20 protein-coding genes are annotated in these 21820 nt (G+C 67.1%); 5 read left to right on the top strand and 15 right to left on the bottom strand.

Annotated elements, in window-relative coordinates; all coding sequences use genetic code 11:
• Positions 1-9 precede the first annotated feature (9 nt).
• Genes B3E94_RS17475 through B3E94_RS17420 form a run of 12 tightly spaced genes read right to left on the bottom strand, consistent with a single transcriptional unit; the run spans position 10 to position 10649 of the window.
• Positions 10-669: a general secretion pathway protein GspN gene (locus tag B3E94_RS17475; RefSeq protein ID WP_286914458.1), complete on the bottom strand. Its 660-nt coding sequence runs from the start codon at positions 667-669 to the stop codon at positions 10-12.
• Positions 666-1052, bottom strand: coding sequence for a type II secretion system protein GspM (gene gspM, locus B3E94_RS17470; RefSeq protein WP_176514733.1), 387 nt, complete (start codon positions 1050-1052; stop codon positions 666-668). Before gspM ends, B3E94_RS17475 begins: the two co-directional genes overlap by 4 nt.
• Positions 1049-2128: a GspL/Epsl periplasmic domain-containing protein gene (locus B3E94_RS17465; protein ID WP_286914456.1), complete on the bottom strand. Its 1080-nt coding sequence runs from the start codon at positions 2126-2128 to the stop codon at positions 1049-1051. Before B3E94_RS17465 ends, gspM begins: the two co-directional genes overlap by 4 nt.
• Positions 2125-2721 (bottom strand): type II secretion system protein, encoded by a 597-nt coding sequence (locus B3E94_RS17460; RefSeq protein WP_176514729.1) that lies wholly within the window; start codon positions 2719-2721, stop codon positions 2125-2127. The genes B3E94_RS17465 and B3E94_RS17460 overlap by 4 nt, the downstream gene beginning before the upstream one ends.
• Entirely contained in the window at positions 2718-3086 is a 369-nt protein-coding gene (locus tag B3E94_RS17455) for a type II secretion system protein GspI (protein WP_286914455.1), read from the bottom strand. Before B3E94_RS17455 ends, B3E94_RS17460 begins: the two co-directional genes overlap by 4 nt.
• Positions 3083-3520 (bottom strand): type II secretion system minor pseudopilin GspH, encoded by a 438-nt coding sequence (gene gspH, locus B3E94_RS17450; protein ID WP_286914454.1) that lies wholly within the window; start codon positions 3518-3520, stop codon positions 3083-3085. Before gspH ends, B3E94_RS17455 begins: the two co-directional genes overlap by 4 nt.
• A 3-nt stretch (positions 3521-3523) precedes the next feature.
• Positions 3524-3958 carry a type II secretion system major pseudopilin GspG gene (gene gspG, locus B3E94_RS17445; RefSeq protein WP_176514723.1) on the bottom strand — a complete coding sequence of 145 codons (435 nt, stop codon included), beginning with the start codon at positions 3956-3958 and terminating at the stop codon, positions 3524-3526.
• A gap of 18 nt (positions 3959-3976) precedes the next feature.
• On the bottom strand, positions 3977-5179 hold the full coding sequence (gspF, locus tag B3E94_RS17440) for a type II secretion system inner membrane protein GspF (RefSeq protein WP_286914453.1): 1203 nt from the start codon (positions 5177-5179) through the stop codon (positions 3977-3979).
• A gap of 3 nt (positions 5180-5182) precedes the next feature.
• On the bottom strand, positions 5183-6631 hold the full coding sequence (locus tag B3E94_RS17435; RefSeq protein WP_286914465.1) for a GspE/PulE family protein: 1449 nt from the start codon (positions 6629-6631) through the stop codon (positions 5183-5185).
• Positions 6631-8565 carry a type II secretion system secretin GspD gene (gene gspD / locus B3E94_RS17430; RefSeq protein WP_409521241.1) on the bottom strand — a complete coding sequence of 645 codons (1935 nt, stop codon included), beginning with the start codon at positions 8563-8565 and terminating at the stop codon, positions 6631-6633. Before gspD ends, B3E94_RS17435 begins: the two co-directional genes overlap by 1 nt.
• A gap of 21 nt (positions 8566-8586) precedes the next feature.
• On the bottom strand, positions 8587-9012 hold the full coding sequence (locus tag B3E94_RS17425) for a pilus assembly protein PilZ (RefSeq protein ID WP_286914449.1): 426 nt from the start codon (positions 9010-9012) through the stop codon (positions 8587-8589).
• Positions 9009-10649, bottom strand: coding sequence for a lipoprotein UxpA (locus B3E94_RS17420; protein ID WP_286914448.1), 1641 nt, complete (start codon positions 10647-10649; stop codon positions 9009-9011). The genes B3E94_RS17425 and B3E94_RS17420 overlap by 4 nt, the downstream gene beginning before the upstream one ends.
• Before the next feature lie 223 nt (positions 10650-10872).
• On the opposite strand from B3E94_RS17420, the gene B3E94_RS17415 reads away from it, so the two are divergent.
• Positions 10873-12945: a PhoX family protein gene (locus B3E94_RS17415; RefSeq protein WP_286914447.1), complete on the top strand. Its 2073-nt coding sequence runs from the start codon at positions 10873-10875 to the stop codon at positions 12943-12945.
• 146 nt (positions 12946-13091) lie between these two features.
• Here B3E94_RS17415 and gspK read toward each other — a convergent pair whose 3' ends face one another.
• On the bottom strand, positions 13092-14057 hold the full coding sequence (gspK, locus tag B3E94_RS17410) for a type II secretion system minor pseudopilin GspK (protein WP_286914446.1): 966 nt from the start codon (positions 14055-14057) through the stop codon (positions 13092-13094).
• 143 nt (positions 14058-14200) lie between these two features.
• Here gspK and tatA point away from each other — a divergent pair, with 143 nt between their 5' ends.
• From tatA to B3E94_RS17390, 4 genes are all read left to right on the top strand, one after another.
• Positions 14201-14428: a twin-arginine translocase TatA/TatE family subunit gene (gene tatA / locus B3E94_RS17405; protein WP_286914445.1), complete on the top strand. Its 228-nt coding sequence runs from the start codon at positions 14201-14203 to the stop codon at positions 14426-14428.
• The gene (gene tatB / locus B3E94_RS17400; RefSeq protein WP_286914443.1) at positions 14428-14718 is read left to right on the top strand and encodes a Sec-independent protein translocase protein TatB; all 291 of its coding nucleotides are present in this window, start codon (positions 14428-14430) and stop codon (positions 14716-14718) included. Before tatA ends, tatB begins: the two co-directional genes overlap by 1 nt.
• Positions 14715-15464, top strand: coding sequence for a twin-arginine translocase subunit TatC (gene tatC, locus B3E94_RS17395; RefSeq protein WP_286914442.1), 750 nt, complete (start codon positions 14715-14717; stop codon positions 15462-15464). The genes tatB and tatC overlap by 4 nt, the downstream gene beginning before the upstream one ends.
• Before the next feature lie 96 nt (positions 15465-15560).
• The gene (locus B3E94_RS17390) at positions 15561-17678 is read left to right on the top strand and encodes an HET-C-related protein (protein ID WP_286914441.1); all 2118 of its coding nucleotides are present in this window, start codon (positions 15561-15563) and stop codon (positions 17676-17678) included.
• A 12-nt stretch (positions 17679-17690) separates the two neighbouring features.
• Here B3E94_RS17390 and B3E94_RS17385 read toward each other — a convergent pair whose 3' ends face one another.
• Together B3E94_RS17385 and purL are read right to left on the bottom strand one after the other, a co-directional pair.
• Positions 17691-18002, bottom strand: coding sequence for an NGG1p interacting factor NIF3 (locus tag B3E94_RS17385; RefSeq protein WP_286914439.1), 312 nt, complete (start codon positions 18000-18002; stop codon positions 17691-17693).
• 3 nt (positions 18003-18005) lie between these two features.
• The coding region (gene purL, locus B3E94_RS17380) for a phosphoribosylformylglycinamidine synthase (RefSeq protein ID WP_286914438.1) at positions 18006-21820 on the bottom strand (3815 nt) is incomplete at its 5' end.

The raw sequence follows: 21820 nt of genomic DNA, 5'->3' as shown, positions 1-21820 counted from the left end.
CTGAGCGCCTTACCAGCGCAGGTCCCGTTGCCCTGTCAGAGCCTGCGGCCCCAGCCACTGGGCACCGCGCAGCAGCGGGATCAGCGCGGCGTCCGCTTGCAGTTCGAAGCTCGCCCGCGCCCGGCGGGCCAGCAGGTCGGCCTCCAGCGCCAACCGATGCTGGCCTTGCTCGGCCAACTGCCCCCGCAGCTGCCAGCCGCTGGCACAGGTCAGGTCCAGCCAACCCTGGCCCAGGCCCATTGACCAGGGCTCACTCAAGGCAAGGTCGGTGACCGTCAGCCGGCCTTGGCCGGCACGGCACTGGCGCCACGCCCCTTGTGCTCGCAGTACGCCCTGCCACTGCCCCGCCATTCGATACTCGGACGGCGCCGTGGCCTGTGCGCCCAGGGCCGCCACCTCCATCCGCCAATGCCATGGCCAGCCCTCGGCCAGCAGTTGCCAGCCCTGGCCCTGGAACCCCAGTTGCACATTGGCCTGCAAGCGCCAGGGTTGCACGGCCCAGCGCAGCGGCCCGACCGGCCCGAGCTGCGCTGCCTGGCCATGCCACAGGCTGCCGCTGACCGCTTGCCCGGGCAGCCCCAGGCCACGCGCCACCCAACTGGCCGGCAACTCCACCAGCAACGCCGCACCGAACACCAGCCCGGCCCAAAGCAGCCCCCAGCGGCTCACGGTTGTACCACCAGGTCGAACCGCAAGGCCTTGCCGTCCCGCTCCAGCGCCCATTGCAGCGGCCGGGCGCCCTCGGCCTGAATGGCCTGCAACCAGTGCTGCAGCACCCGCTCATCGGCCACCTGGCCGCGCAGTTGCCACTGTTTGCCTTGCGCCTGGACGTCGGCAAGCTCGATTTGCCGCGCCTGGGCAGACTGGCGCAGCCGTTCCAGGCTCAGCGCAGGGCCCGCCTGCAATGCCCCGGCCTGCTGCGCCAGGGCGCGCCACTGGCTCAATGCCTGCCATTGCGCCAAGCCCTCACGCAGCGCGAGTACGGCCAGCAATACGCCAATCAGCCCCCAGGCCAAGCGCAGACGATGACGTTGAATCCATTGCCCGCTCATGCCGCCGCCCCCAAGTCGAAGACCACCTGACCAGCACCTTGCACGAGCACACTGGCGCCCACCGCACTGGCCATTTCCTGCCACGGCGGCGCATCGCCTTCACCCTGCATTGTCAGCTGCCAGCGCTGGCCATCGAAGCGCACCGCCTGCAGGCGCCAGCCCGGGTGATCCTGCAACCAGGCGTGCAGGCGGGCCTGCAGGTCTTCGAGCTGGCGCGTGCGCAGCTGCTGCTGCAATTCACCTTCGCGCAGGCGCTTGAGCGCTTGCGCCGCGTGACGCGGGCTGGGCTGTACACCCGTCACCTGCAGCACCTGGGCACGCCAGGCCTGTACCTGCCGCCACTGCTGGCTGGCCCACAGGCCACCCCAGATCACGCCGAGCAGCAGGCAAGCCGCAATCAGCCGTTGCTGTGGCTGAGACAGCGCTGGCACGGCGCGCACCTGGCGGGGCCGATCGAACAGGCTCGGCAGGTGCTCCAGTGGCGCCAGCGTGCCTGGCCAGTCACCGCTCATTGGCACAGCGCTCAAGCTCGCCCACGGCTGGCGCGGCACTTCGCCAAGCACCTCTGGCCAGGCCAGCCAATGCACCTGCCCCGCCTCGCTCACGCCGCTGTACAGGTGCGTGCCCGCAGCTCGCTGCCAGTGCCAGGCCGTGCCCGGCTCAGGGGTGGGCAACAGCTGAAACTCGGCCCAGCAGCGCTCCACCGCAAGCCCCCATTGCGCGCATTGGGCGTGCCAGTTATCCAGGTGCTCGCGGGCCACTGCCAACAAATGCAATTGCCCCGCCTGGCGCGCAAGGCAGGCGCACTGCACCTCGTCGGGGGCCTGCAGCAAGCGGTCTTCCAGCAGCATCGGCCATTCATCACGCTTGAGCCCTGGCGGTGCCGGCAACTGGAACTGGCTGCAGGCATCGCCCGGCAAGATCAACGCCACCCGCGCCTCGGGGTGCTCGGGGGGCCTGCCCTGCCCTTCGCGCTGCAGCCCATCGGCATCGACCAGCAGCCAGCTCCACGTCGCCCCCGGGCGCAGCAGCAACCAGGGTTTGGCCGGCGGGCGTCGGCGCCACTCAAGCTTCATGAGCGCCCCCAGGGGAGCACGAAGGTGCAGACATACGCGGCTCCGTCTCGCTGCAATTCAAGGCGCACGCCACGGCCAGGGTGCGCGGGTTGATCGGAAGGCCAGGGCAGCCAGCGGCCGCCCTGGTGGTACAGCACGGTCATGGCACTCACCCGTGGCAGTTGCTCGCGCAGCAGCCACTGCGGCTCGCCGGCGGCGTAAAGGTCTGCCGAGCTTTCCAGCAGCAGGCGCTGGTCACGGGCATCGAAACGCAGGCGCTGGCGTTGCAGGCGCGAGCCACCTTCGGCCTCCGGCACCGCTGCTGCGGCCACCCACAACAGCTGCTGGCGGTCGGCCTGCCAGTCCAGCCAGCGGGTGGCCAAGGGCAGGCGCTGCTCGTACAGCTGCCTGAGCACCGGGCTGTCGAAGCGGCGTTCCAGGGCCAGGCAGAAGTCCAGCACGCTGGCCTCGTGCTGGTTGGCCTGCAGCCGTTCGCGCACCTTGAGCCAGCCGTTGACCAGGGCGGCGAGCATGACGCCGAGCACGGCGGTCAGGGCCAGTGCCACCAGCAGCTCGATCAGCGTCAGCCCCGCTTGCCGTTGGCCAGGCTTCATGGGCGCTGCAGGAAGACGGTGTACTGGCCCAACGGCAGGCGCTGGTCGCGGTCGGCGAACAGTTGCAAATCGCCGCGACGCAAGTCGCGCACGCCCGTGCGGCGCAGCTGCAGTTGCCAATGGCATGCCTGCCCGCCCTGGCTCAGCTCGCCGGCCACCTGATTGCTGGCCGGCCAGTACTGCTCGACGGCAAAGCGCGCCTGCAGCTCGCGTGCGCACAGCACACCCAGGCGGTGCTGCTGCACGCTGTGCTGCACGGCCAAGCGCTGGCGCAGCACCTGGCTGGTGATGACCGCCAGCACGGCGGCAATCGCCAGGGCCACGGTCACTTCCAGCAGGGTGAAGCCTCGCTCTCGGCGCTTCATGGCGACATCGCCACCTGCAACTGCCCATCACGGCCCCAGGCCCAGCGCTGGCTGCCCTCGGCCCAGTACCAGCGGACCACGCCCGGCTGCGCCCAGCCGTGCGGGGTGAACAGCATCCGCGGTTGCGGGCTGGCCGGCCAGTCCGGGCGCAGGCCCTTGGGCCAGTCGCCCAGGCGGGCCGGCTCGAGCACCCAGGCATCGCCCTCACGGCGCACGAACTCCGGGCGCTGGCCGTTCCAGCGCAAGCCGCGCAACTGCCCCGCATGGCGGGCCAGCATCCCTTGCTCGCGCACCTCCACGGCCAGGCGCTGCAGCGCCTGCTCGGCACTGGCCGCCGCGCCCCCGAGCGAGGCCACCGCAAGCCCGGTCATGAGCCCGGCGATGGCCAGCACCACCAGCAGTTCGATCAGGCTGAAGCCACGCTGCCCGCGCACCGTTCACAGCGCCCAGTTGCCCAGGTCGGCATCCTGGCCTTCGCCGCCCGGCACGCCGTCGGCGCCCAGCGAATACACATCGACCCGCCCGTGCTCGCCCGGCATGCGGTACTGGTACGGGGTGCCCCAGGGGTCCTCCGGCAGGCGACGAATGTAGCCGTCGCTGCGCCAGGCGCGAGGGATCGGCTCCTGGGCAGGCTTTTTCACCAGCGCCGCCAGGCCTTGCTCGTTGCTGGGAAAGCGCAGGTTGTCCAGGCGGTACATGTCCAAAGCCTGCTCCAGCGTGGCCAGGTCGGCCATCACCTTCTGCCGCATGGCCTTGTCCTGGTTGCCGAGCACACTGGGGGCGACCACTGCGATCAGCAGGCCGATGATGAAGATCACCACCATGATTTCCATGAGCGTGAAACCACGCTGGCGGTTGCGTCGATGCTGCATGTGAAAACTCCTTGTCGGCTACAGTTGCAGGCCCTGGTTGAGTTGCATGATCGGCAGCAGCACCGCCAGCACGATGAACAGCACCACGGCGCCCATCACCAGGATCATCAGGGGTTCGAAAAGCGCCATGGCGGTGTCCACCTGGCGGGCAAAGCCGCGTTCCTGGTCGTCGGCCACGCGTTCGAGCATGTCGGCCAGGGTGCCGCTGGCCTCGCCGCTGGCGACCATGTTCACCAGCAGCGGCGGAAACTGCCGGCTGGCGTCCAGCGCCCGGTGCAGGCTGGTGCCGCCCTGCACCTGCTGGCGCACCTGCGCCATGGCCAGGCGAATGCGCTGGTTGCCAACGGTTTCGCTGGCCACCTGCAAGGCTTCGAGCAGGGCCACGCCGCTGCTGCTGAGGATCGCCAGGCTGCGCGCCAGGCGGGCACTCTCCAGCACCTGCAGCAGGGCGCCGATGCGCGGCAGGCGCAACAGCAGGTCGTCGCGGCGCAGGCACCAGTGCGGCTTGCGCAGCAGCCAACCGGCGAGCAGCGTCAGCAGCATGGCCAGCCCCAGCAACCACGGCCCGGCCTGCACCAGGCCCTGGCTCAGGCCGATCAGCAGCGTGGTGACCAGGGGCAGGCTCTGCCCGGCATGGGCGAACTGTTCGGTGAGCTTGGGCACGACGAAGGTCATCAGGCCAATCACCACCGCCAGCGACACGCCCATCAGCACACTGGGGTAGATCAAGGCCGTGCGCGCCTTGTGCTGCTGGCGCTGCACCTGCTCAAGATGGTCGGCCAGCCGCGTCAGCACCTGGGCCAGGCGCCCGGAGCGCTCGTCCGCCTCGACCAGCGCGCAGTACAGGCCGGTGAATGGCGCGCCCTGGCGGGCCAGGCTGCGGGCCAGGCCCAGGCCTTCGGCCAGCGAGCCGCGCAAGGCCACCAGCACCCCGTGCAGGGCAGGCTGGCGCAACTGGCGCTCGAGGGTGGCCAGGGCATCGACCAAGGGGATGCCGGCGGCGGTAAGGGTGGCGAGCTGGCGGGTCAGCTCGCACAGTTGGGCGCGGTTCAGGCGTTGCCGACGGGGCTGGCGGCTGCCGGCCTCGACGCGCTGCAACTGGCGCGCGAACAACCCCTGCTCGCGCAGCACCTGGCGCGCATGGCGTTCGCTGTCGGCCTGCAGGCTGGCCTTGTGCGGTTTGCCGGCGAGGTCGACGGCCTGGTAACGGAAGGTCGGCATGGCTCAGCCCTGCACCACGCGCAGCACTTCGGCAAGGCTGGTCTCACCCCGTGCCAGGCAGTCGCTGGCCATCGCCACCAGGCTGCGCCGGTGCGGCGCCAGGTAGTCGTGCATGGCCTGTTCGCTGGCGCCGTCGTACAACAAGGCGATCAGCCCGGCATCCAGTTCGATGAACTCGTACAGCCCCAGGCGCCCGACATAGCCACTGCCCTGGCAAAGCTCGCAGCCCACGGCGTGATGGCTGCTGCCCAGCGCCGTCAGCTCCGGCCACAGGGCGCGCTCGGCAGCTTGCAGCGGTTGCGCCTGGGCGCAGCTGCACAGCCGCCGCACCAGGCGCTGGGCCAGCACCCCGCGCAGGCACGAGGCGATCAGGAACGGCTCGATGCCCATGTCGCGCAGGCGCGTCACCGCGCCCACTGCGCTGTTGGTGTGCAGGGTCGACAGCACCAGGTGGCCGGTGAGGCTGGCCTGCACGGCGATCTGCGCGGTTTCCTGGTCGCGGATTTCGCCGAGCATGATCACGTCCGGGTCCTGGCGCAGGATGGCGCGCAGGCCGCTGGCGAAGGTCAGGCCGGCGCGGGGGTTGATGGCGGTCTGGCCGATGCCGGCGATGGCGTACTCCACCGGGTCTTCGACGGTGAGGATGTTACGGCTGCCGTCGTTGAGGCTGTTGAGGCTGGCGTACAGGGTGGTGGTCTTGCCCGAGCCGGTTGGGCCGGTGGACAGCACGATGCCGTTGGGGCGCGCCAGGCAACTGCGCAGGCCCTGCAGCACGGCGCCTGGCATACCCAGGTTGTCCAGCGCCAGCAGGCTGGCCTGTTTGTCGAGCACGCGCATCACCACGCGCTCGCCGTGGATGCCGGGCAGCGTCGACACCCGCACGTCCACTTCACGGCCCGCCGCGCGCAAGGTGATGCGGCCATCCTGGGGCTGGCGCTTTTCGGCGATGTCCAGGCGCGCCATCACCTTGATCCGCGACACCAGCATCGCCGACAGCGCCCGTGGCGGGCGCAGCACCTCGCGCAGGTGGCCGTCGACGCGCAGGCGCACCACCAGGCTCTGCTCGAAGGTTTCGATGTGGATGTCCGAGGCGCGCAGGCGCAGGGCCTGGCCGAACAGGCCGTTGATCAGGCGGATGACCGGGGCCTCGTCGTCGCTTTCGAGCAGGTCTTCGATGCGCGGCATCTCGCTCATCAAGCTGTCCAGGTCGACCTGCTCGCCGATGCCCTCGATCAGCGCCTGGTTGGCGCCACTGCCGGCCTGGTACAGCTGGCCGAGGCGTTCATCGAAGGCGGCGGGTTCCAGGTACACCAGCGCGGCCGGCTGGCCATGCACGCGCAGCAGTTCCTGCAGCTGGTCGCTGTCGGCATCCTGGCGCAGCCACAGCTGCCAGCCGGCGTCCATCGGCGCCATGGCCAGGCCGGCCTGGCGCGCCAGGCGATAGGGCAGCATCACCAGCTACCGCCTTCCAGGCGCGCACGGCTGGCGGGGAACACCTGCAGCAGCGGCGTGCCTTCTGCCAGGTCCGGCAACTTCAGCGGCGTGGTCTGCTGCAGGGTGCGGTACTTGTCTTCGCTCAGCCCGGCCAGGCTCGGGCCGTCACGCAGGATGCGCGGGCGGATGAACACCATCAGGTTCTGCTTGGTGTTCTTGCTGGCGTCGGAGCGGAACAGCCGGCCCAGCCCCGGGATGTCGCCGAGAAACGGCACGCGCTGGTCGCTGGTGCTCAACTCGTCGCTGATCAGGCCACCCAGGATGACCAGGCCGTTGTCCTCGACCATGACCTTGGTCTTGATCTCGCGCTTGTTGGTGATGACGTCGCTGGCCGCGCGGGATTCGGCGATCGAGGACACCTCCTGGACGATGTCCAGGCGCACGCTGTTGTCGATGTTGATCTGCGGCTTGATGCGCAGCTTGACCCCGACTTCCTTGCGCTCGATGGTCTGGTAGGGGTTGGCGTTGTTCTGGGTCACGGAGCCTGTGACGAAGGGCACTTCCTGGCCGACCAGGATCGACGCCTCGGCGTTGTCCAGGGTCAGCAAGGTGGGTGTGGAGAGCAGGTTGAAGCCGCTCTTGCCCTTGAGCGCGTTGATCAGCATGGCAAAGTTGAAACCACCGCCGATGTGGCCGATGCCCACCGTGGCCCCCTGGGTACCCGACAGCAGGTTGCCCAGCGCCTCGTTGTCGCCGCTGGCGGCGGCGCCTGCGATATTGGCGATGTTCACCCCGTTGCTGCCAAAGTTGACGATGCCGGCACCGAATTTCTCGTCGGCGAACAGCCATTGCACCCCAAGCTCCTGGGCGCGGGTGTCGGACACCTCGGCGATGATCGCCTCGACCACCACCTGGGCGCGGCGGATATCGAGCTGCTCGACGATCGAGCGATAGGCCGCCAGCTCGCTGTCGGGGCCGACCATGACCACGGCGTTGGTGCCTTCCTCGTACTCCAGGCGAATGCCCGAATCGCTGGCCGCAGCCATCGGCGGCTTGTCCTTGCCCTCCCCTTCGGCCAGGCCTTCGCTGGGCGCCGCGCCTTCCTGGCTGAGCCCGCGCAGCACCTTCACCACCTCGGCCGCGTTGGCATGGCGCAGGTAGATCACTTGGGTATTGCTGGAGCGCTGGTTGTCGCTGGGGCGGTCGAGTTGGGCCATGAGCGCGCGCACCCGGTCGCTGTTGCCGCGCACCAGCAAGGCATTGCTGCGCGGGTCGGCGACCACCTGGGTGGCGTCGGCGCCCTGCTCGCGGGCCAGCAGGCGGGTCAGCAACTGGGCGGTGTCGGCGGCACTGGCATGACGCAGGGGCATCACCTGCATGGGCTCGTCACTGACCTGGTCGAGCTGGCGCAGCAGGCTGTCGATGCGGTCGAGGTTGCTGCGCCAGTCGGTGACCACCAGCAGGTTGGCAGCGGGGTACGGGGTGATCACACCGACGCGCGGGTCGATCAGCGGTTTGAGAATGCCGAGCATCTGCTCGCTGGCGGCATTGCGCACGTTGAACACGCGGGTGGCCACGCCATCGCTGCCCTCGCCGCGCTTGCCCTTGGCCTCGACCGGCACCGGCTCCAGGCGCGCGGCCTGGTCGGGGACGATCTTCACGCTGCCGTTGGGCAGGTCGACCGCCGCAAAGCCCTGGGCGCGCAACTGGGCCAGGAAGATGTCGTAGATGGCATCGGCATCGTGGCGGTCGACGGTGCGCACGGTGACCTTGCCCTTGACCCGAGGGTCGACGATGAAGGTGGTGCCGGTGATGCGCGACACGCTGTCGATGAACTCGCCCAGCTCGGTGTCGACGAAGTTCACCTCGTACAGCGGCGTGCCGTTGTCGTCGAATTCTTCCGGCTCCTGGGCCCAGGCCAATGACAGGGCCAGGCTCAGGGCGGCGGCCACGCAATATCTGACAGGCATCGTTCATCCTTGCCGCTTGAAGCCGGTCACGGCGGGGCGTGGCGGCCAGGGCAGGCGTTCGCGCCGCCCCTGGTTGTCGAAAATCAGGCCATCGGCGTCGATGTCCTGCAACACGATCCCCGGTGCCAGGCGCTGGCCACGGCCGAGGGTGCGCACCTGTTGGCCGTAGCGCAGTACCACCACGCTGGCCGACAGCGGCTGGGCCTTGAGCCCGCCGAGGTAGTGCAGCGGCAAGCGCGTGAGGGCGATGGCGCCGTCATCGACGGCCGCCTGCCAGTGGCCGACCATCAGCCCCGGCAGCGCACTGCTGGCTGTGCTGGCGGGGCTGGCCGGCTGCGGCTGGCGGCTCAGTTGCAGCACGCATTGCGCGGCCAGCCAGCCGGCCAGGGTCAGCAGGCCGCAGGTCACGGCACGGGCGCCCAGGCTCACGACGCCACCTGGCGCGGGTGCCAGCCGGGGTGGCCCTGTACGTAGCGCACTTCAGGGAGCGCCAGGGGAGCCAGCTGCCAATCGGCAGGCTGGCGCGACAGCCAGGCCTCGACCCGCTGCCACAGGGGTTCGCCGGCCTCGGGCTGGAACTGCAGGCCGAAAGTGCGGCACAGGCCCTGCACCGGGTCCAGGCCGGTGATGCGCTTGCCTTGCGGGCTGTAGCTGACGCGCCAGGCCTGCCCTTGCCAACGCGGCAGGTCCTGGCTGTTGTCCAGCAGCAGCGGGTCGCCGAACAATTGCTCGGCGGCGTTTTCCAGCACTTGCTCGACCTGCCGCGCCGGGGCTTCGACCACCGCGGCCGGGTAGCCGCCGGTGAGGCTGATCAGGTGCTCGCGGGTGATCGTTTCGCCGGCGGCCAGCGGGTAGTCATAGCGCAGGCCCGGCAACAGCACGGGCATGCTGCTGTCATCGGCCAGGGCCTGGTGCAGCAGGCGGTCCCAACTGCCGCCACGGGTATCGCGGCGCCACAGCGCCTGCGGTGCGCGGGCCAGGGGTTGGTCGAGCCAGGCCGCGTGGCCTGCGCGCTGCTGCTGCAGCTCGCCATGCAACTGGCTGGCACGCAGCTGCGCGGCGGGTGTGAGTTGCTGGGCGAAGGCCGGGAAGAAGCGCCCCTCGAACTGCCACTGCCCGGCCACCTGCTGGCAACGCAGGCGGAACGCACCACTGGCCCGGCAGCCGGCAAACAGCACCGGCACGCGGCGGCCACTGACCTGGCTGGCGTACACCGGCGCCGGCCACAGGTCCTGGCCACGGGCGCACAGCAGCACATCGATTTCAGGCACCCGCTCGGCCAGCCACAGGCCCGGGCCGGTGCCCACGTCGGCCAGGGCCACCACCAGGTCCGCTTCGCGGCGCGCGCGCTCGAAGGTCGGCAGCAAGGCCTGGTACCACTGCTTCAGGGAGGCTTTCTGGTCCTGGGCGTAAGGGTCGCTGATGCCGACCACCGCGATCCGCGCACCGCCCCGTTCGAAGGTGTGCAGCGGCTCGAGGCCCAGGGCCTTGCGTTGTTCGTCGGCAAGCCCCGCGCCGAGGGTGATGGCCGAAGCTTGGCGATACAGGCCGGCACTGCGCTGCGGCCAGAGCACGCGCTCGTCGCTGCTGACCCGCACGTCGCTGCCCAGCAGCTGGCTGCCCTGCACACCGCTTTCGCCGTGGGTGAGGTAGGCCAGGCCACTGCCGTTCCAGCCCTGGCCGTTTTCCAGGGTCAGGCTATTGCCCTGGCCCGCCTCGCCGCGCAACTGCTGCAACAGCGCCGCCAGTACCGCGTAACCGCCCAGGCGCACGTTCTGGGCCTGGCTGGCATCGAGCAAGGGCGCCAGTTGCGGTTGCGCGAGGCTGGCGCTGGCGCCGGTCATCCACGGCGCACGCCCCAGGTGGCTGACCGGGCCCAGGCGGGTAGCGGGCACCACGGGCAGGCCGGGCTGGCGCGCATCGAGGGTGTCGGCGACATACAGCAAATCGACGCTGGCAGCACCGCCACGCTGGCCCGGCAACGCGGAACAGGCGCCGAGCAACGGCGCCAGCGCACCGACACCCATCCAGCTGATTACTTCGCGCCTGTGCACACTGCTTGCCATCGGGCTCGCCGTCCTTATCCGAGTTCACTTTGGGCCCCGGATGTTGCGGCGTTGGCATGACAGTTTGATGGCAGAAATCCGACAGCCATTCCAAATCGTTCTGTCGTGCGCAGTAGTAAGAACTTACAGTTTTAAAACCCCGTTAATATTTTTGCCAAGGAAACATCATACTTGCGCTCTAAAGTCGCGGTTTCTTACAACTCAGCCAAATCAAGGACACCTGATGAGTCGAGAATCCGGCGACAACCTGGACCGCAACCACAGCGGCAACCTGCCAATGGCCAACGTCATGGATGCTTACCTGAGCCGGCGCAGCGTGATGCGCGGCAGCCTGGGCGCGGCCATCGCCATGATCGCCGGTACCGGCCTGAGCGGCTGCTTCGACAGCGGCGGCTCCGACCATGACGACCCCGTCACCGAGCCACCGGTCACCGAGCCGCCCGTGCCTGAACCGGAGCCGAAAATGGCCCTGGGCTTCCAGTCCATCCCCGGCTCGCGCACCGATGCCTGCGTGGTCGCCGCCGGTTACAGCGCCTATGTGCTGGCGCCGTGGGGCACGCCGCTGAACAGCAACGGCAACCCGTGGAAATCGGACGGCAGCAACACCTCGACCGACCAGGCCAACGCCATGGGCATGCACCATGACGGCATGCATTTCTTCCCGATCAATGGCAGCTCCGAAGACGGCCTGCTGGCGATCAACTTCGAATACATCGACACCGCCGCGCTGCACCCCAACGGCTCGACCACCGACGCCAACGGCAAGCGCCCGGTCGAGGAAGTGCGCAAGGAAATCAACGCCCACGGCGCCGGCGTGGTGCGCCTGCAAAAGCTCAACGGCCGTTGGCAGGTGGTCGACAACGACCCGCTCAACCGCCGCTTCACCACCGCCTCGCGCATGGAAATCACCGGCCCCCTGCGTGGCACCGAGCACGTCAAGACCAAGTACTCGACGGCCGGCACCCATTGCCGCGGCACCAACAACAACTGCGGCAACGGCTACACCCCGTGGGGCACCTACCTGACCTGCGAAGAGAACTGGCCAGGCATCTTCGTCAACAAGGGCACCCGCCCGGAAGACCAGCGCCGCATCGGCGTCGGCACCTCCAGCGGCCAGTACAAGTGGGAGAGCGCAGCCGGTGACAGCAGCGAGGTGGCCGATGAATTCGCGCGCTTCGTCGTGACCGTCAAGGGCGCCAGCGCCAGCGACGACTACCGCAACGAAGCCAGCACCTATGGCTACATCGTCGAGATCGACCCGTACAACAGCAGCACCCTGGCCACCAAGCGCACCGCCCTGGGCCGCTTCCGCCACGAAGGCTGCTGCCCGGGCCTGCCGGTGGTGGGCAAGCCACTGGTCTGGTACATGGGCGACGACTCCAACAACGAGTACCTGTACAAGTTCGTTTCCACCGCCGTGTGGGACGCCGCCGACGCCACCCCGGCCGACCGCCTGGCCACCGGCGCCAAGTACATGGACCAGGGCAAGCTCTACGTGGCGCGCTTCAATGCCGATGGCACGGGTATCTGGCTGCTGCTGGACGTGGCCACGCCGACCAAGGATGGCCGCACCCTGGGGGCGCTGTACGGCGACCTGCCAGGCATCATCCTCAACACCCGCGGCGCCGGCGATGCCGTGGGCGCAACGCCGATGGACCGCCCGGAGTGGACGGCGGTCAACCCGCTCAATGGCGATGTCTACCTGACCCTGACCAACAACAGCGCGCGTACCCCGGAAAAGGTCGATGCCGCCAACCCGCGCGGGCCGAACCGCCACGGCCACATCATCCGCTGGCACGACAGCGACGACCAGGCGAGCTTCACCTGGGACATCTTCGTGTTCGGCGCCAACGCCGCCGGCACCGCCGACATCAACCGCTCGGGCCTGACCGAGCTCAACCAGTTCGCCAGCCCCGACGGCATGAGCTTCGATAGCCGCGGCGTGCTGTGGTTCGAGACCGACAACGGTGAAACCACGCTCACCGACTACACCAACGACCAGCTGCTGGCGGTGATCCCCACCGACCTGGTGGATGCCACGGGCAAACAGGTGCCGATCAATGCCACCAACCAGGTGGACCTGCGCCGCTTCTTCGTCGGGCCGAACGGCTGCGAGGTGACGGGGATTGCCTTCACCCCGGACAACAAGTCGATGTTCGTCAACATCCAGCACCCGGACAACTGGCCTTATACCGACAAGGCCACCGATGCTACCCCGGCGGGTGGCAAGGTGCGGCCGCGGGCTTCGACGGTGGTGATCCAGCGCAATGATGGTGGCGAGATCGGCACGGTCTGATTCGGACTTTCAGGGGGCCGCTGCGCGGCCCAATCGCCGGCAAGCCGGCTCCCACAGACGGGCTGCGCAGCAGCTCCTAGGCCTCCCACAGACGGGTGGGAGCCGGCTTGCCGGCGATTGGGCTGCGCAGCAGCCCCAAGGCCTGATCACCAGGCAATCGGCTCGCGGCTCTTCACCCGCACCTGCTGCGCCGGCACCCGCGCATGCCACTGCACCACCCCCAGCGCTTCCACCTGAAACGCGCTGCGCATCGTCCGCCCCTGCTCCTCGAACGACAGCTGCAACAGGAAATGCCCACTGTTGAGCAGCAACCCTTCGCTCAACCGCTCGAAGGTTTCGTCATCCACCGCCCCCAACGCCTGGCGCAACGCCGAGGCATCCTCGTACCCCGATGCCGGCCGGCCGCTGACGATGCGGCTGAGCAGCGCGCGCGGGTAGCGCCCTTCATACAACGCATCGAGCAATGGCAAGTGCTCAAGCCCCAGGGCGTTGGCATTCAGGCGCCAGCCGGTGGTCTGCGGCAATGCGCACAGCATCGGGTAACGCCGCTGGCGCCCGGCATCGGGCTCCAGCAACAGGTTCAATTCGCTGGTATCGAGCATCGGCTGGTTGGCCGCCAGGCGCGGCGGTTGCTGGCGCAGGTACTGGGCACTCTCGGCGCCTTGCAGGCGCGTGTCGCTGTCGTGGTCCAGCCAGTCGGCCAAGGCATCGACCAGCCGTTGTGCGGCCATGTCATCCCCCAGCAAGTGGCGCAACTGGCGCTCGGCCCGCTCACCGTCAGCGCCGAGCAGCGCGTTGACGTTGAAACAGGCATGTTGGTCGCGCACCCGCAATTGCGCCTGGCCGGCGCCAAAATCATAGGTCAGCGGCTGCCCGCGCAAGGCCTGCCAGAACAGCGGGCTGAGGCGCCAGGCAGGGTCGCGCAGGGCCTGTTCGGCGTAGGCCAGGCCAGCCTGCTCCATGGCCCGCACCTGCACCCGCTGGCGCAGCAACTGCACCTCATCGACCTGGCGCCGGCCATCCTCCACCAGCCAGGCCATGCCCGCGGCGAGCATCGCCAGCACCACCATCACCATCAGCAGCGCCGCGCCCTGCTGTCGCTTGCGCGTCATCCCTACCCCTCCTGGTTGCGTGAAGGCGCCAGTCAACACGGCGGCTGTTGCAAGCAGATGGCAATGGCCTTGCAGTCATGTTCGCGTCATCTACACGCGGCAGGATTGGCCTTTCTTTTCATGGCCTTACAGGAGTATTCGAAATGGGTGGGATTGGAATCTGGCAACTGGTGATCGTGCTGCTGATCGTGTTTCTGCTGTTTGGCACCAAGCGCCTCAAGGGCCTGGGCAGTGATGTCGGCGAAGCGATCCAGGGCTTTCGCAAGTCGATGGGGGGTGAGCCCGATGCGGGTGGCGCTGCCCCCTCGCAGCCGCAGACACCCGTGACTCGCCAGGCTGACGCGCAGCCACAAACGGATCGCCAAGCCTGATGTTCGAGGTAGGTTTCAGCGAGCTGCTGCTGGTGGGCGTCGTCGCCCTGCTGGTGCTCGGGCCGGAGCGCCTGCCGGTCGCCGCCCGCACCCTGGGGCGCGGCCTGGGCCAGGCGCGCCGGGCCATGCATGGCCTGCGCGCGCAGATGGAACGCGAGATCGCCATGCCCGACCTGGACAGCCAACCCTTGCAGCGCCTCGAGCAGGAAATCCGCCAGGGCATCCGCCTGCAGGCCGAGCCGGCGCTGGACGCCAAGCCCATCAACCTGCCCCAGGAGAACACGCCATGAGCACGGCCCTGGACACTGCGGCGCGCATGCCGCTGACCGACCACCTGCGCGACCTGCGCAAACGCCTGGTGCGCTGCCTGCTGCTGCTGGCACTGGTGTTCGTCGGCCTGTTTCCGTTTGCCCAGCAGCTGTACACGTTGGTGTCGCAACCGCTGCGCCGCTTCCTGCCCGAAGGCGCGAGCATGATCGCCACCAGCGTCACGTCGCCCTTTCTCACGCCATTCAAACTGACGGCCATGTGCGCGCTGTTCATCGCCATGCCGCTGCTGCTGCACCAGGCCTGGGGCTTCATCGCGCCGGGGCTGTACCGCCAGGAACGGCGCATTGCGCTGGGGCTGCTGATGTCGAGCATCGTGCTGTTCTATGCCGGCATGGCGTTCGCCTTCTACCTGGTATTCCCGATGATGTTCGGCTTCTTCGCCAGCGTGACGCCCGAGGGCGTGGCGATGATGACCGACATCAGCCAGTACCTGGACTTCATCCTGGCGCTGTTTCTGGCGTTCGGCCTGGCGTTCGAGATACCAGTGGCGACCTTCATCGTGGTCTGGGTGGGGTTGGCTGATGTGGCCACGTTGCGACGCAGCAGGCCCTACGTGATTGTCGGCTGTTTCGTGGTTGGCATGGTTCTGACGCCACCGGATGTGTTTTCCCAGACCATGCTGGCAGTGCCCATGTGGATACTGTTCGAGCTGGGCCTGGTGGCCTGCGCACTGGTCAATGGCAAGGCGAGTGGGCCACAAACTTGAGCTGCAAATCAGCTGATTCGGTAGTACTGCCTCGTTAACTCCGTAAGGCCTCGCCTACATGCTGCTCGCTCACTTGATCCAACAGCGAGGAACACCATGAGCGAGCCCCTTGAAACCCTGGACGATAGCAGCGAAACCACGTTCACCAGCAGCATTGCCCTGGAGCAGTTGGGCAATCTTGCCAACACCCTCGATGCGCAGCTGTTCACGCACCTGTTCAGGTCAGTGTTCGGCACTGACTTTGCGCCTGCAGCGTTTGTGCAGCTGCAACGAAATCTGGCTGACAACACGCTGGCCAACCCCGCCTTCCAGGTCAAGGCAGGCCTGCAGACCTGGTCTGCCTATGACCCGGACACGGGCGAGATCCTGGTGCAGCGCGAAGTCATCGATCAGGCACTTGAAGAGCCGGAGCTTACCGCCACGTTTCTGCTGGCGCTGATACAGGTTTTTGCCCTGCACGTTCACCAGTTGCTTTGTCTATATCAGGACGCTGAAGGCATCGAACAGGCAACCGAGCCCCCACGTGAAGACCTCGGCGTCACCTTTGCCCAGACGTTGCTTTTCTACAATGAGCCGATCGAGGCGGGTAAGACGTTCGCAATCTTCACCCACTCAGGCACTGAAACTCCGTTGGTACTGGCGTTCTCAGCCCAGGAGCCACCTCGGGCCGACGAATTCAGTGCCGGCCGGGGCGAGAAGAAAGCCAATCACTCCTTCGGTCATGAATCCATAGAGGACGCACTGGAGGTCGCCGGCTTCGACGCCGCCCAGCGCAAGGCCATCTATTTCGGCAACTGGCTGCGGGACTACTCGCAACTGATCGACCCAAAGTTGGTTCATCCGGTACCCGGTGCAGGCATGGATACCGCCGAAATCATTCAGAGCATCGTTGCTGGCGAAATGCCGAGAGTCTCGCGGGAAAAACTGACAGCCATTGTCGACCTGTTTGCCCTCAAGGAATTCCACAGCCTGCAGCAGACCCCCGAAGACCGCGCACTCTACCAGGTGACCCCGAAGATGCTTGGGGTCTACCGGGCCCACGAACACATCGACAACCCCACCACGCTGGACCGCGATAGCTTCGACCCGCGCAGCATCGACAAAGACTTCACTGCCCTTGTGTTCCCTGAAGACAAGCAGAATGCACTGCTGCCCAAGCGCTCAATGAAACGTTACATACGCCGACCGATCGCATTCATGATCAAACAGCTGGAGGCGGCCAAGAAGGAAGGCATGACTGCCAAGGGCATGCGCTATTTTGGCGAAGCCTTGCATGTGCTGGAGGATTACTTTGCCCATTCCAACTTCATCGAACTGAGCTTGAAGAAATTGGGGCACGACGATGTGCTGGTCTGGACCACGCGGGTCGAGGCCCGTGAAAACTCCAGGCACGAATGGCCTGTGATCACGGGCATGTTCGGTGCACTGGACATCGTCGGCAGCGTCGCCGACCCGATGGCCAACCTGCTCTATGGTGACGAGTCTTCCCCAACGCCCGGGCCTGGCGAGCGCAGCGACTTCGACCAGGTCATGCTGATATTGCTCAAAGATGAAGACCCTCTGTTGCTCAATGCCTATGAGCTCTACCTGAAGGCCCGCGACAACATTCGCAATAACGAGGTCTACCGCTGGTTCAACAAGCTTAATCAAGTCATTCAACTACCCAACAAGGCGATTGACTATGCCACCAACCTGATCAAGAAGCCCCTGCTCAAGTGGGCAGGCGATCACATCGCAACCCTGCAGACGCTGCTGGACACCGACCCCAACAACGATGCCAGCAGCCTGGCAACCCATTCTCAACTGGCCAAGGACCACGACACGCACCCCTTTCACACCCTGGCGGTACTGTTGGCAGCAGAAGCCGTGAAGGTTGTAGGCCAGGCCATGTACGACCACTGGCGCGTCAACGGCTCGACGTATGGCGACCCCCGTGTTTTGGCCGAAGGCATGATTGTTCACCCCAACGACACCGACCGATTCGATCAGATCGTCAAGGACTGGGCACTGGCCAATCCAGAAAGGGTCGAGCAAGGGAAATCGATCGAGACGCTCAGGCAGTTGCAGACAGATGAGCTGGATGAGGCCATGAAGGCCATAGGAGAGGCGCTGGACACTGTGGTCAAGCACATCGAGGAAATAGAAGAGTTGACCGATACGAGTTACTGGAGCCTCGTCAACGGTTCGGACGCGGGCCCTTCTCCCTTTGTCTGAAAACCAGCGGTTTCACAAATCCAGCAGGCGCCAGACCTCATAAGCTGGCGTCTGGTAGGGATGGCTCAGCCGCAGGGCAGCGACGACCTGGTCAACCAGGTCATCGGCCACCACCAGCTCCACCTTCCACTCCTCGACCACCTCGACCTGGCCGGCCTGCCCGAGGAACGGCTGGCTGCCGTCCAACGGGCGGAACTGGCCCTGGCCCAGGGTCTGCCAGGCGCAGTGGTCGTAGTCACCGATTCGCCCGCCACCGGCGGCGAACACGGCGGCCTTGACCACTTCGACATGGCTGGCCGGGACGAAGAAGGCGAGCTTGTACACGCCTTAGTTCACCCACACCCGCGCATTGCGGAACATGCGCATCAGCGCGGCGTCTTCCTGCCACTCATCCGGGCGCCAGGAGTTCTGCACGGCGCGGAACACACGCTCCGGGTGCGGCATCATGATGGTCACGCGGCCGTCGCGGCTGGTCAGGCCGGTGATGCCACGCGGCGAGCCGTTCGGGTTGGCCGGGTAGGCTTCGGTGACCTTGCCGTGGTTGTCGACGTAGCGCAGGGCCACGCAACCGGACAGGTCGGCTTCCAGCAGTGCCTCTTCGCTGGCGAACTCGGCATGGCCTTCACCGTGGGCGATGGCGATCGGCATGCGCGAACCGGCCATGCCCTGCAGGAAGATCGAGTTGGACTTCTGCACCTCGACCATGGCCACGCGGGCCTCGAACTGCTCCGAACGGTTGCGCACGAAGTGCGGCCAGTACTCGGTGCCCGGAATCAGCTCGTGCAGGTTGGACATCATCTGGCAACCGTTGCACACGCCCAGGGCGAAGCTGTCGGTACGCTCGAAGAAGGCCTGGAAGGCATCGCGGGCACGGGTGTTGAACAGGGCCGACTTGGCCCAGCCTTCACCGGCGCCCAGCACGTCACCGTAGGAGAAGCCGCCGCAGGCGACCAGGCCCTTGAAGGCTTCGAAGTCCACGCGCCCGGCGAGAATGTCGCTCATGTGCACGTCGATGGCGGCAAACCCTGCGCGGTCGAAGGCGGCTGCCATCTCGACCTGGCCGTTGACGCCCTGCTCGCGCAGGATCGCCACTTGCGGGCGCACGCCTTTCTTGATGTACGGCGCGGCGATGTCGTCGTTGACGTCGAAGCCAAGCTTGACCGACAGGCCCGGGTTGTCTTCCTCGAGCAGCGCGTCGAATTCCTGGTCGGCGCAGTCGGCGTTGTCACGCAGGCGCTGCACCTGGTAGCTGGTCTCGGCCCACTGGCGCTGCAGCATGCGGCGGTCGTCGTCGAACAGCACTTCGCCATTGAGGCTGATGGACACTTCAGCGTTGTTGACCGGCTTGCCGATCACCGCCACGCAACCTTCGCCCAGGCCGGCTGCGCTGAACTGCGCGAGCACGTCCGGGGTGGCGTCCTGGCGTACCTGGATGACCGCACCGAGCTCTTCGTTGAAGAGGATGGCCGGCACGTCATTGCGGTTGTCGGTCAGTGGGTCGAGCTGCAGGTCGAGGCCGCAGTGGCCGGCAAAGGCCATTTCCACCACGGTGGTCAGCAGGCCGCCGTCGGAGCGGTCGTGGTAGGCCAGCAGGTGGCCGTCGGCGTTCAGGCCCTGGATCACGGCGAAGAAGGCCTTGAGGTCTTCGGCGTCGTCGACGTCCGGTGCCTGGGCGGCGATCTTGCCGTAGGTCTGCGCCAGGATCGATGCGCCCATGCGGTTCTTGCCGCGGCCCAGGTCGATCAGGATCAGGTCGGTCTCGCCCTTGTCCATGCGCAGTTGCGGGGTCAGGGTGTTGCGGATGTCGGTGACCGGGGCGAAGCCGGTGATGATCAGCGACAGCGGCGAAGTGACGCTCTTCTCGACGCCATCCTCGCTCCACTTGGTCTTCATCGACATCGAGTCCTTGCCGACCGGGATGGTGATCCCAAGCTCCGGGCACAGCTCCATGCCGACGGCCTTGACGGTGTCGTACAGGCGGGCGTCTTCGCCCGGGTGGCCGGCAGCGGACATCCAGTTGGCCGACAGCTTGATGTCGGACAGCTTGTCGATTTGCGCGGCGGCCAGGTTGGTCAGGGTCTCGCCGATCGCCATGCGCCCGGACGCCGGGGCGTCGAGCAGGGCCAGCGGGGTACGCTCGCCCATGGCCATGGCTTCACCGGTGTAGACGTCGAAGCTGGTGGCGGTGACGGCGCAGTCGGCGACCGGGACCTGCCACGGGCCGACCATCTGGTCGCGGGCGACCAGGCCGGTGATGGTGCGGTCGCCGATGGTGATCAGGAAGCTCTTGCTGGCCACGGCCGGGTGGTTGAGGACACGCTGCACGGCGTTGTCCAGGTCCACCTGGCTCGGGTCGAAGTCATCGCCCAGCTCCGCTTCGCGGGTCACCGAACGGTGCATGCGCGGCGGCTTGCCCAGCAGCACGTCGAGCGGCATGTCCACCGGCGTGTTGTCGAAGTGGCTGTCGGTCACGGTCAGGTGCGGCTCTTCGGTGGCTTCGCCGACCACGGCGAACGGGCAGCGCTCGCGTTCGCAGATGGCCTGGAAGCGTTCGAAGTCGGCGGCGCTGACGGCCAGCACGTAGCGCTCCTGCGATTCGTTGCTCCAGATTTCGTGCGGGGCCATGCCCGGCTCGTCATTGGGCACGTTGCGCAGTTCGAAACGGCCACCGCGGCCGCCGTCGTTGACCAGCTCCGGGAAGGCGTTGGAGATGCCACCGGCGCCGACGTCGTGGATGAAGGCGATCGGGTTTTCGTCGCCCAGCTGCCAGCAACGGTCGATGACCTCCTGGCAACGGCGCTCCATTTCCGGGTTTTCGCGCTGTACCGAGGCGAAATCCAGGTCAGCCGAGCTGGCACCGGTGGCCACCGACGAAGCGGCGCCGCCGCCCAGGCCGATGAGCATGGCCGGGCCGCCGAGCACGATCAGCTTGGCGCCGACGGTGATCTCGCCCTTCTGCACGTGGTCTTCACGGATGTTGCCCATGCCGCCGGCGAGCATGATCGGCTTGTGGTAGCCGCGCACTTCTTCGCCGTGCGGGGTGTTGATCGACTGCTCGAAGGTGCGGAAGTAACCGGTCAGGGCCGGGCGGCCGAATTCGTTGTTGAACGCAGCGCCACCCAGCGGGCCTTCGATCATGATGTCGAGGGCGTCGACGATGCGCTCGGGCTTGCCATAGGCCTGCTCCCAAGGCTGTTCGAAGCCCGGGATGCGCAGGTTGGACACGGTGAAACCGGTCAGGCCAGCCTTGGGCTTGGCGCCACGGCCGGTGGCGCCTTCGTCGCGGATTTCGCCGCCGGAGCCGGTGGAGGCGCCGGAGAACGGGGCGATGGCGGTCGGGTGGTTGTGCGTCTCGACCTTCATCAGGATGTGCACCGGCTCCTGCACCGCGCCGTACTGGCGGGTTTCAGGGTTCGGGAAGAAACGGCCGGCGACGTTGCCGACGATCACCGAGGCGTTGTCCTTGTACGCAGACAGCACGCCGTCGCTGTGCATCTGGTAGGTGTTCTTGATCATGCCGAACAGGCTCTTTTCCTGAGCCTGGCCGTCGATGTCCCAACTGGCGTTGAAGATCTTGTGGCGGCAGTGCTCGGAGTTGGCCTGGGCGAACATCATCAGTTCGATGTCGTTCGGGTTGCGCTTGAGCCCCTGGAAGGCGTTGACCAGGTAGTCGATCTCGTCTTCGGCCAGGGCCAGGCCCAGGTCGATGTTGGCCTGGGCCAGGGCGGCGCGGCCACCTGCGAGGATGTCGACCGAGGTCATCGGCTTGGGCTGGGCGTGGCTGAACAGGTCCGATGCCTGCTCCAGCTGGGCCAGCACGCGCTGGGTCATGCGGTCGTGCAGCTCGGCGGCCACCAGCGCGGCGTCGGCCTCGCTCAGTTCACCGGCCACGTAGTAGGCGATGCCGCGCTCCAGGCGCTGGATCGACTGCAGGCCGCAGTTGTGGGCGATGTCGCTGGCCTTGCTGGCCCAGGGCGAGATGGTGCCCAGGCGCGGCACCACCAGGAACAGGCGGCCGGTCGGCTCCTGTACCGGCACGCTCGGGCCGTACTTGAGCAGACGGCCCAGCACCTGCTGCTGGTCGGCGGTCAGCTCGCCGGCAACGTCGGCGAAGTGGGCGAATTCGGCATACAAACCAGTAA

This window comes from Pseudomonas sp. UBA6315 (genome assembly GCF_002438125.1).
Taxonomy (GTDB): domain Bacteria; phylum Pseudomonadota; class Gammaproteobacteria; order Pseudomonadales; family Pseudomonadaceae; genus Aquipseudomonas; species Aquipseudomonas faucium.
The sequence above is the reverse complement of the archived record's forward strand: the minus strand, read 5'-3'. Positions and strand labels throughout refer to the sequence as shown.